The organism is Pseudomonas sp. MD195_PC81_125, from assembly GCF_014060985.1.
GTDB lineage: Bacteria > Pseudomonadota > Gammaproteobacteria > Pseudomonadales > Pseudomonadaceae > Aquipseudomonas > Aquipseudomonas parakoreensis.
Genome location: NZ_JABULD010000782.1, coordinates 1 through 8,309, shown reverse-complemented (window position 1 = coordinate 8,309; position 8,309 = coordinate 1). Strand labels below are relative to the sequence as shown.

Annotated in this window: 11 protein-coding genes and 1 pseudogene; 5 read left to right on the top strand and 7 right to left on the bottom strand. The window is 53.0% G+C overall.

Features of this window, described 5'->3' with window-relative positions; all coding sequences use genetic code 11:
- Positions 1-63: 63 nt before the first annotated feature.
- From HT737_RS29240 to HT737_RS29225, 4 genes are all read right to left on the bottom strand, one after another.
- Entirely contained in the window at positions 64-1,038 is a 975-nt protein-coding gene (locus tag HT737_RS29240) for a copper resistance protein B (RefSeq protein WP_042556880.1), read from the bottom strand.
- Complete coding sequence (locus HT737_RS29235; protein ID WP_176393382.1) at positions 1,010-1,258, bottom strand: hypothetical protein; 249 nt, start codon at positions 1,256-1,258, stop codon at positions 1,010-1,012. The genes HT737_RS29240 and HT737_RS29235 overlap by 29 nt, the downstream gene beginning before the upstream one ends.
- Positions 1,259-1,270: 12 nt before the next feature.
- The gene (locus HT737_RS29230; protein ID WP_042556879.1) at positions 1,271-3,232 is read right to left on the bottom strand and encodes a copper resistance system multicopper oxidase; all 1,962 of its coding nucleotides are present in this window, start codon (positions 3,230-3,232) and stop codon (positions 1,271-1,273) included.
- Positions 3,233-3,408: 176 nt separating this feature from the next.
- On the bottom strand, positions 3,409-3,615 hold the full coding sequence (locus HT737_RS29225) for a co-regulatory protein PtrA N-terminal domain-containing protein (RefSeq protein WP_042556878.1): 207 nt from the start codon (positions 3,613-3,615) through the stop codon (positions 3,409-3,411).
- 350 nt (positions 3,616-3,965) lie between these two features.
- Here HT737_RS29225 and flgB point away from each other — a divergent pair, with 350 nt between their 5' ends.
- The gene (gene flgB, locus HT737_RS29220; RefSeq protein ID WP_042556877.1) at positions 3,966-4,379 is read left to right on the top strand and encodes a flagellar basal body rod protein FlgB; all 414 of its coding nucleotides are present in this window, start codon (positions 3,966-3,968) and stop codon (positions 4,377-4,379) included.
- Positions 4,380-4,494: 115 nt separating this feature from the next.
- On the opposite strand, the gene HT737_RS29215 is transcribed toward flgB, so the two are convergent.
- Both HT737_RS29215 and HT737_RS29210 read right to left on the bottom strand, forming a co-directional pair.
- On the bottom strand, positions 4,495-4,695 hold the full coding sequence (locus HT737_RS29215; protein ID WP_080895979.1) for a heavy-metal-associated domain-containing protein: 201 nt from the start codon (positions 4,693-4,695) through the stop codon (positions 4,495-4,497).
- A gap of 6 nt (positions 4,696-4,701) precedes the next feature.
- Positions 4,702-4,914 (bottom strand): hypothetical protein, encoded by a 213-nt coding sequence (locus tag HT737_RS29210; protein ID WP_140396035.1) that lies wholly within the window; start codon positions 4,912-4,914, stop codon positions 4,702-4,704.
- Between the two features lie 139 nt (positions 4,915-5,053).
- Here HT737_RS29210 and HT737_RS29205 point away from each other — a divergent pair, with 139 nt between their 5' ends.
- The 4 genes and pseudogenes from HT737_RS29205 (at position 5,054) to HT737_RS29190 (ending at position 6,873) form a co-directional block, all read left to right on the top strand.
- Entirely contained in the window at positions 5,054-5,329 is a 276-nt protein-coding gene (locus tag HT737_RS29205) for a metal/formaldehyde-sensitive transcriptional repressor (protein ID WP_042556876.1), read from the top strand.
- A 20-nt stretch (positions 5,330-5,349) separates the two neighbouring features.
- Positions 5,350-6,279 (top strand): CDF family Co(II)/Ni(II) efflux transporter DmeF, encoded by a 930-nt coding sequence (gene dmeF / locus HT737_RS29200; RefSeq protein ID WP_047297385.1) that lies wholly within the window; start codon positions 5,350-5,352, stop codon positions 6,277-6,279.
- Between the two features lie 39 nt (positions 6,280-6,318).
- Positions 6,319-6,699, top strand: a complete 381-nt coding sequence (locus tag HT737_RS29195; RefSeq protein WP_042556874.1) for a hypothetical protein — start codon at positions 6,319-6,321, stop codon at positions 6,697-6,699.
- Positions 6,692-6,873, top strand: a pseudogene (locus HT737_RS29190) (DUF1289 domain-containing protein). The gene HT737_RS29195 and the pseudogene HT737_RS29190 overlap by 8 nt, the downstream one beginning before the upstream one ends.
- Positions 6,874-7,022: 149 nt before the next feature.
- Here HT737_RS29190 and HT737_RS29185 read toward each other — a convergent pair.
- Positions 7,023-8,309, bottom strand: a 1,287-nt coding sequence (locus HT737_RS29185; RefSeq protein WP_182404560.1) for a heavy metal translocating P-type ATPase, incomplete at its 5' end; no start/stop codon positions are given.

Sequence of the window (8,309 nt, the reverse complement as noted above, 5' to 3'; positions counted from 1 at the left end):
TGTTATTGCGGCAACCACCCCGGCAGCAGTCAATGTTTTCAACGTTCTTTTCATGTCAGGCTCTTAAAACCACATCCGAATACCGGCGACAAATCGCGCCTCGTTCGCATGCTCTCCTTCATCGCTGGCCAGGTCTGCCGTATTGCCGTAGGAGCGGCTCCAGCTAACCCCAATGTAAGGGGCAAATTGGCGAACAATCTCATAACGCAATCGGAGCCCTACTTCGGTGTTTGCCAATCCAGACCCAATGCCGCGTTGAGGATCATTTTTTCCGTAAAAATTGGCTTCGGCCGTTGGCTGCAAGATCAGGCGATTGGTCAGCAGAATGTCGTAGTCGCCTTCCAATCTAGCAGCGGTTTGACCGTTCTCACCGATATAGGCAGTCGCTTCGGCTTCAAAGTTATAGAGGGCCATGCCCTGAATACCGAGCGCTCCCCAAGTTTGTGGTGATCCGGGCTTGAAGTCTTGTCGTACGCCGGTGACGACATCCCACCATGGACCGATGGAGTGCCCCCAAAGGGCTGAGAGTTCAGCGTTTTCCGTTACGCCATTGGTACGTTCGCCTTCCGAACGCAACCACAGTCGGTCAACGTCACCGCCGATCCATCCTTTTGCATCCCAGGCCAACGCACTACCGTTGTCAGCATCCTGGTACTCAAACTTATCCAGCAGCATGAAGGAGTTGACCTTCTTGTCGTGAACGCCATGACCAGCCACATCAGGGAACGCGGCTGCACGGTCAGCGTCGGTCAGTACAGGGATTGGAGTTCGGCTGGTGGTGGTAGCCCCTCCATCCATACTTTCCATACCGTCCATTGCTCCATTGTCCATGCTCATCTTGCTGTGATCCATTGCCCCCATCTTGCTATGGTCCATAGCTCCCATCGAGCCGCGATCCATCTTGGAGTGATCCATCTCTTCTGCCGCCTGGGCCATGAAAGAGAAAGCAGGACTGGTAGAGACTGCCAGTGCCATCAACGTTGGACGTAAAAACTTACTGGTCATGATCTCAATCTGCCTTTTTGGTTTTTTGGTCATGACCCATCGACTCATGGCTCATCTTGCTGTGATCCATTGATCCGTGATCGGGCTTTGATTCTTTTGTCGCAGTTGCAGGCTTGCTCGTTGGCTCCGCAGGAGTAGCAGGTGAATGAACACTACTATCCTCGACTGCCAGCGCCACGGACGAGAGTCCACCCATCAAGCCGACGGCAAAGAGGCAACCGACCAGCGATTTACGATTTAGGTATGTGCTCACAGATCGTCTCCTTTACTCATCAACCCGTACTTCACGGAACATGCCCATTTCCATATGGAAAAGCAGGTGGCAGTGATAGGCCCAGCGACCTAAGGCATCGGCGGTGACTCGATAGCTGCGCTTGGTACCTGGTGGCATGTCGATTGTGTGCTTGCGCACCATGAACTTGCCGTTTTCATCTTCAAGGTCGCTCCACATTCCGTGAAGGTGAATGGGGTGCGTCATCATGGTGTCGTTTACCAAGGTGATGCGAAGACGCTCCCCATACTTGAGACGAAGGGGCTCAGCGTCAGAAAATTTGATGCCGTTGAAGGACCAGGAAAACTTTTCCATGTGACCGGTCAGATGTAGCTCAATGGTGCGATTGGGCTCGCGGCCATCAGGGTCCTCGAAAGTGCTTTTCAGGTCTGAATAGGTGAGGACTCGACGACCATTGTTCCGCAAACCGATGCCTGGATCGTTTAGCTTTGGCGTCGGGGTCATGGCTTGCATATCAACCAAGGGGTTGTTGGTTTCGGAGGCTGGGTGAGTCTGCATTTCTCCACCCATACCGCCCATGCCAGCCATCTTGCTGTGGTCCATACCGGCCATGTTGGACATATCGCCTTTGTCCATGCCCGCCATCTTGCTATGGTCCATGCCAGCCATGTTGGCCATGTCGCCTTTGTCCATACCAGCCATCTTGCTGTGATCCATACCAGCCATGCTAGTCATATCACCGCCGTCCATGCCGGTCATCCCGGTCATGTCACTTTGGTCCATGCCCGCCATCTTGCTGTGATCCATGCCAGCCATGCCGGACATGTCGCCGCTGCCCATACCAGCCATGCTGCCATGGTCCATACCAGCCATACCGCCCATTCCCATGTCATCCATGGACAAAAGAGGCCTAGGGTCGATCGCAGGCACTTGTGCCTTTAATCCTTCGCGAACTGCGAGGGTTCCGCGTGCATACCCGGTTCTGTCCATAGACTGGGCGAAGATGGTGTAAGCCTCTTCACTGGCGGGCTCAACTATCACGTCATACGTTTCAGCTACGGCGATGCGGAATTCGTCGACGCTGACCGGTTTGACGTGTTGGCCGTCGGCGGCCACAACGGTCATTTTCAAGCCAGGAATTCGAACGTCGAAATAGCTCATCGCCGAGCCGTTAATAAAACGAAGGCGCAGCTTCTCACCTGGTTTGAAAATACCGGTCCAGTTACCGTTGGGCGCCTGGCCATTCATGAGGTAGGTGTAAGTATCTCCACTGACGTCTGCGAGGTCAGTGGGGTTCATTTTCATTTCTGCCCACATCTTTCGGTCGGCTACGGTAGATGACCAGCCTTGCTTGCTGACATCGTCGATGAAATCGCCAACGGTACGTTTGTGGTGGTTGTAGTAGTCAGATTGCTTCTTAAGCTTCGCCATGACGCGACTAGGATCTTCATCGGTCCAGTCAGTCAACATCACCACGTAGTCGCGGTTGTATTGAAAAGGTTCAGGTTCTTTCGAGTCGATAACGATTGGCCCGTAAACGCCTGCCTGCTCCTGTAAGCCCGAGTGGCTGTGATACCAATACGTACCGTTCTGATGGATCTTGAATTTGTACTCGTACATACCGTCGGGTGCGATGCCATGGAAGCTTAATCCGGGTACGCCGTCCATATTGGCCGGCAGGATGATCCCGTGCCAATGGATGGAAGTGTCCTGGTCCAAACGATTTTTCACACGCAGTGTGACTGTCTCTCCTTCGCGCCAACGCAGCAAGGGTCCTGGCAATGATCCATTGATGGTCATGGCCGTGCGCGGCGAGCCGGTGATGTTTACAGGGGTTTCACCAATAAACAGATCAAATTCGTTGCCGGTGAGGACGCTCGGCAAGCCTGGACTGGTCACTGCCCATACAGGAGTGCGCCACAGACCAAGGCCGCCAAGGATGCCACCGGCGGCCAGGCCTTTAACGAATGTCCGTCTAGAGGTTTTGGAATGCATGCCGTTTATTTCCAATCAGTCAAAAGGGAGCCGTTCAAAACAACCCGTGAGTTGGCAAGATGAGCTTCGCTTACCGTTAAAAAGACGAATTTTTACAGCAAGCGAGCTCAGAAATTGCCACATCTAAACCACCTTAGTGATTACATTTCTGTCAGGTTGGCCGCGTGCCTAATCGTTCAGCAGTTTTTATGATCCATCGCTTTCGCTTTGCTCTCAGCGACAGGCGGTTGAGAGCTCTGCGTTTGAGCTACCTGGTACGATTCCATCGAATTATTTTTGGCCAATTCCATACGTGCGAAAGTCCGATCACCACCGCCCTCAGCCATAGCCAAAGATGAAATGCTCAGAGCAGCGATGACGAACAAGGATTTGATAGTGTTCATTTGGGGTTTCCTCAGATCAGTACTGGCCGCCCCTGAATCCAATCGTGCATTGATTCGTAGCGGGTGAGCATTAGGCTCAATAGGACTATAAGGGTCACCCGCTGTCGGGAAGCTTAGGCCAATATTACAGTTGCGTCAGGTTGTGATATTTCTCTTGAAGAACATCGTATTTAGTCCTTAAGGTCTCGGTCTTCCAGCGCGCATCGATATTACTCACCAATAATATCAACGGGCGAACCTTTGTAGGTTTTCGTTACTCAAGGTGACTATGTCTTTGAACCTCTATTGGTCGGAGATGTGAATCCGGAGGTATCGCGTAGTAAATAAGTGAGCTTGTTGAGGATTATTGCTTGAGTATTAGTTTCGAAAAAGCGGTCGGCGTAGCGGAAAGAGCTTTGAATCTTCGTAGCCAAAGAGCCGAAATCCTGAGTAACAACATCGCAAATGCTGATACGCCGAACTACAAGGCCCGAGATTTAGATTTTTCTACTGTGCTCGCCCGCGAAATAGAAAAAACACCTGCCACTCTATTTTCTTTGGAAACAACAAATGTAAAACACATTGCCGGAATAGAATCCGTAAGCGATATTTATGGAATTAGTTTGCTTTACAGTACACCGGCTCAACCTGCCATTGACCAAAATACTGTCGATCAGCAGGTTGAGGTCGCAAAGTACACAGAAAATGGAATACGTTTCGACGCCGCTTTTACTCGGTTGAATGGAGCATTCAAAGGTTTGCTCAAAGCTCTGCGAGGTGATTAGTAGCGCAGGGGCTTGCGAGCGGTAATTGTGGTCGACGCTGCTATGGTATCCCTGAATGTTCACCAAGTGGATCCCCCCTGCAACGGGCGTCTGACCAGGGGCAGCTGTCAGCGCTTCAAGCGCTGATCTGGCAAGGAAAACCTACCGCCTCGACAGCTTTACGAATCTGCTCTGGGCTTTCGCTGCTTTCAACTCTCACCTTACCGGCTGACCGATCCACGGAAACCGTAGCTTCGTTATCCATTGACTGAATCGCCTTGGTGATTTTGCTGACGCAACTGCCGCAACCAATGCCGGAAACATTTAAAACGAACATGGTTTTTTACCTCTCAAGCTGAGCGGTTTCTTTTCGCCGCACCAACAGCATCGACGTTGACACGATGGCAAGGTCAACAGTTATCTGTTTCGGGTTGTGACCGTCATTGTGATGGGTAGTTGGGCAGACTTGACCACTCGTTTGCATTTGACCTGACCAACCATTTGCAGCGTATTCGACTTTGGCCATCGCCGGCAGAGAACGGTTAGAGGCGGACATTACAGCTCCTCTCGCTCCTCGCTCGCACTTGAGGCCTCTTTTCTGCCAGGGACTGTAGATGCTCTCTCCGCTCTATGATCTTGCATAGGCATAGGGGGTATGCCTATCATGCGCAATACATAGGTAGGGGGGGTATCCCATGGGCCATATTGCAGCAAACAAAGAAAATCTTCTCAAACGCGTAAAACGCATAGCCGGACAAATCCAAGCCGTTGAACGAGCATTGGAATCGGATCTCGATTGCGCAAAAACATTACACCTTGTTGCTGCCACTCGCGGAGCAATCAACGGCTTAATGGAGGAAATCATCGAGGACCACGCGCGGGAGCATGTCGCGAACCCTGCGCTCAGCGAAGAAGAGCGTAACAGGGGCGTCGAAGAGCTTCTTGAAGCCATTCGCCGTTACGCTAAGTGAACGCATCTAGGTACACACTCATGAGCAACACCAACATCAATTACACACACGACCACGTGTTCCTTGGCTCAGCGCACGACGAAAATGCCAAGCGTACGCTTTGGGTTGTGGCACTGACGGTGCTGATGATGGTCGGCGAGATCACCGCCGGCTATATTACGGGTTCGATGGCGTTACTGGCCGATGGCTTCCACATGGCAACCCATGCCGGCGCATTAGGCATCGCGGCGGCCGCTTACGGATATGCAAAACGCCATGCTTCCAGCGAGCGCTACAGTTTCGGTACCGGAAAGGTTGGAGACTTGGGCGGATTCGCCTCGGCACTGGTTCTCGGTATGGTCTCCCTGGGAATTGGCATTGAGTCTGTCATGCGCCTCTTGCAGCCAACGGAAGTTCAGTTCGGCACCGCTACGCTCATCGCGATTACCGGTTTGATTGTCAACATTGTCAGTGCGTTGTTGCTGGGCCACGGGCACAGTCATGAGCACGACCATGATGATCATGCCCATGCCCATGCCCATGCCCGTCACGGGAACGACAACAACCTGAAATCTGCGTACGTCCACGTTATCGCGGACGCGCTCACTTCAGTTCTGGCCATTGCGGCACTGCTCGCCGGGCGTTATCTCGGTTGGGTTTGGCTGGATCCGGTCATGGGTATCATCGGCGCCATTGTTATCGCGCGTTGGGCCTGGACCTTGATGGGGGGCACCGCAGGTGTGCTGCTGGATCAGACAGATGCGCACGTTGCCGAGGAAATCCGCGAACTGGTTGAGAAGCCGGGGGATGCCATCATCACTGACTTGCATGTCTGGCGGATTGGGCCGCAAGCCCATGCGGCCATCGTCAGCGTCGTTGGTAAGGCCACTGCGAACGCCGACAGCATTCGTGAACGTCTCAAGCCGGTTCACGAAGTCAGCCATCTGACGGTCGAGTTTCGACCGGCCTGATTCAGAGCCTGCCCTCCATTGTCTCCAAAGGAACCCGCAATGCCACCAGGGAAACGCGAACTGGCGCGGATAGAACGCCGGTTGATTACCAGGCTCACCGAAGCGTGTGAAACAGCAAAAGGTGAAATCAAAGGCTTTATCTGGCTCACCCATACCGCTGACCTCAACGCGCTGGCTGAAACCCTGAAGGTCATCTGGGTATTCGAAACCTTGGCGGATAGAAAGCTCGCCTTGTTTGACGCGAAGGCGCGCATCTTTGAGCTGACGGCTATCGCGTTGAAGGAGGCCGACATCGTCCTGACCCCTTCAGACCACAGCGTCCACTTCGACTCTGAGGAGGAGTGTCAGCGAACTCACGGAGGTTACTGGAACACCCGCCTGACTCAATACGTGTGTCCAAAGGTGGCTGACAATGGCTAAAGAAATCGAGAATCCCTGCATCTCAGTTTGTCAACTCAGTGGTGATCTGTGTATGAGCTGTGGGCGAAGCAAGGAAGACATCAGAAAATGGAAACGCATGAAGCGGCCTGAAAAAATGGCCGCTGTGCAAAGGGCGAGTGTGCGCTTGAAGGACTGAAGAAAACACATGGGTAGTCCCTTGCCCAGATTTACCGCTTTGGGTCGTTATGAGCCCCTCAGCTTTGATGTCTGGTTGGTCAAATTCTCAATCACAGATCAGTCAAATGCGAATGACTGGTCAGGTTCTATGCAAACGCATGGCAAGTGCGCTGCAATTTTGAAGTTCAGTCAATTCGGGTATTCCTCAGTCTCAATGCATTGAAAACTACAGATGCAGAACTGACGCTCATGGCTATGGCAGCGATCATTGGCGACAAGAGGTGTCCCGTCAGTGGATAGAGCAAGCCTGCGGCAAGGGGGATACCCATCGAGTTGTAAAGAAAGGCGAAACCCAAGTTTTGCCGCATGTTTTTTACTGTTGCGACCGAAAGAGCCCTTGCTCGCAAAATCCCCATCAGGTCGCCTTTTACTAGCGTGAGTTGCGCGCTATTCATCGCAACGTCAGTCCCTGTCCCCATGGCAATGCCCACATCTGCTCGCGCCAGGGCTGGTGCATCGTTGATACCGTCACCGGCCATGGCGACCTTCCGGCCGTTTTGCTGAAGGTCTGCGACCAGACGCTCCTTGTCCTGAGGTTTCACTTCACCGTGGACTTCTTCAATCCCCATCTCCCTGGCGACAGCCCGAGCGGTGGTGAGCCCGTCGCCAGTAGCCATGATGATTTTGATGTCATCAGCCTTGAGCTTGGTGACTGCTTCTTTGGAGGTCGGCTTAATCGGATCTGATACTGCCAACAACCCTGCCAATACCCCGTCGACTGCGAGGTAGATGATGCTGATGCCGTCAAGTCGCAACAACTCTGCACGCTTTTGTAGGGGCTTGGTGCTGACACCTGCGGCTTCCATCAACGCGGTGTTCCCCAGTTGGATCTTCTTGCCATCAACGATGCCACTGACCCCGATACCTGAACCAGACTCAAAGGATCCTGGCTTGGTGAGCTTAATGTTCTCGGTTCGGGCGTGATCGACGATTGCATGAGCCAAGGGATGTTCGCTGCCCTGATCAAGGCTGGCAGCAAGCTGAAGAACATCGTGGGGATTGAAACTGGGTGTGGCCTCCACACTGTGAAACACTGGCCGTCCCTCTGTCAGGGTGCCTGTCTTATCGACAATCAGTGTGTCGATCTTGCATAGGTTTTCGATGGCACTGGCATCCCTGAACAGCACGCCCATGCTGGCTGCTTTACCTGTCGAAACCATGATCGACATGGGCGTAGCAAGACCCAACGCACAGGGGCAAGCGATGATCAGCACGGCGACAGCGTTGATCAGACCAAACACCCAGCTGGGCTCAGGGCCAAAAAGCCCCCAACCAACAAATGTCAGTATCGCAATCGCGATAACACCCATCACAAAGTAGCCGGCAATCGAGTCGGCCATTCGTTGCATTGGTGCTTTGGATCGCTGAGCCCGAGCGACCATCTGTACGATCTGTGACAGCATGGTCTCGGC